2 protein-coding genes are annotated in these 1,805 nt (G+C 60.6%); both read right to left on the reverse strand.

Going from position 1 to position 1,805, the window contains the following annotated elements:
- Nucleotides 1-122: leucine zipper domain-containing protein (locus EOA32_RS36720; protein ID WP_245474027.1), on the reverse strand; the 122-nt coding region annotated here is incomplete at its 3' end.
- 1,153 nt (nt 123-1,275) lie between these two features.
- The gene (locus tag EOA32_RS36730) at nt 1,276-1,506 is read right to left on the reverse strand and encodes a DUF768 domain-containing protein (RefSeq protein WP_128374273.1); all 231 of its coding nucleotides are present in this window, start codon (nt 1,504-1,506) and stop codon (nt 1,276-1,278) included.
- Nucleotides 1,507-1,805 lie beyond the last annotated feature (299 nt).

The raw sequence follows: 1,805 nt of genomic DNA on the forward strand, positions 1-1,805 counted from the left end.
ATCTTGGCCGACACGCCGTAGACACGCGCCGCATGGGCTTTGGAGAAAGCGCCTTCTATCACCGACAGCGCCATCTCCTCTCGACGCAGCGGTGTGAGACGGGCATTCTTATGGATGTTCATTCGGATCCTCCGATGGATGCTGAAGCGTGGTAACTCCAGTCTCCTCGGTCCGGTCCGAATGGACAACCTCCCGAAAGCTCACAGCTAGCTCTCCGGCGCTTAGAAAGCCCTCGCAGTAGGTCAGCTTCGTCGGTGGTGCCGTCATCAAAAGCTTGGAAGACTTCCCTAGCCAGATATTCCCGCTGTTCGCGATCCTTCCTGGCTAGGCGTCGCTCGTCGCACAACCGGTTAAACACCCGCTGGAGCATATCCAGATCAGCGGGCCCGTAGACGCCACTGCAACGCGACAATGACATGATCGTCGCCCTCGGCGAGGCATCAGCCATTATCTCATAGAACGGTCCTTTGTGGAACGGATTCAGGCCTCAGTGGTTAAGCGAAGGAGCGGTCGGTTCCTTCAGGAATGTAGCCGTCTCAGTGGCAACCTAAAAAGCCCGTCGCTTACGCTCATGAGCTGTGGCGGGCTTTTCATTAGCTACCACTAAAAACGTGGATGCCTACCACTGAACGATGGCGCATAATGCATCTCTGCCCCGCCGTGGTTTGGCACGGGGTAAGAGCCCGGCCTGTCTGCCCAAGGTCCCCTCGAACTGCTCGGCAGGCCGGGACCTCATGTCTAGGCTGCATCGTGCAACCCCGCCGACATGCCCCCGACCATGCGGATGTCATCGGCAAGTGCCATTGATCCTACGGCATCACGGGCGAGGCGTTCCGCCTGTCGCGGTCCAGCCCCTCGGGAGGCTAGAAGCAAGAGCCCGCTCGCCTGACGGGTCGAACGGGCTCCTGGGGGAGCGCCCCAGCGCGGCGGTGAGCTCCGTGCCGGAGCACAGCCGCGGGACTGAATCGGGACACTGGTAGGACTGTTCCTTTCCGCAGTCACTCGCGCGTAAAGGCGCGAGAGGTTCCCACAACATTTGTTATTTTTGCGGGGCCAAACCAATGACATGTTGAGCCAGGGCCGATCGCAACGCAGTTTGCTGACTCTATTGCCCCCCGTCCTCCGACGACCGTCCGACACACCCTGGTCCCCCGCCACGCTCGGCGGTCGTCTTCTTCTTCTTCCAGAGTAGTACCCGAGTTTCTTGCCAGGAGTGCTGGACATCTGTTTTGGTCTCAACCCGCCAAGCCGCCCCACGGTGCTGCATCGCTTCGCTCAAAAGGCGAAACACGCTGTGACCTCCTCATATATCTCTTTGGGCGCGATGCCCTGACGCCCCGCAGAAGCAGAGAGTTCAACGACAAGATCGGCAATGGCCCCTGGGTCGTCGGTGCTCACGTTTGGCAGATGGTTTGCCATCCATCGGTCCAGAAATTCGAAAGCGCGCGCGCTCATGCGGTGGAAAAGCCGGCTGCGATCTTCCTTGTTCGGCAGCATCACATGCAAGAGCCCGCTCGTGAGGACGAGCGGGGCTCCGGGGTCTCGCGCAACCCATCGGCCCGCCTCGGGATGAATCGCGCCGCGAAACCAAACCTACCGACGTGCGGAAGGTTCCCGATGCGACCGAAGCCGGAGCAACTGACGCTTTGGTCCCAACGCTGAAACTAAATCCTCGCCATAGCATTGGATGGAGCCGGCGAGGAAATGCGTCACCTTCCTCGTCGGCAGCCGCTAGATCGATGCCCGCCATCCCGTTGCCTGGGGTGACGGGCATCGTCTTTTGACCCGCGCTCTTCGGGTCGCCG

Source organism: Mesorhizobium sp. M1A.F.Ca.ET.072.01.1.1, from assembly GCF_004023325.1.
Taxonomy (GTDB): domain Bacteria; phylum Pseudomonadota; class Alphaproteobacteria; order Rhizobiales; family Rhizobiaceae; genus Mesorhizobium.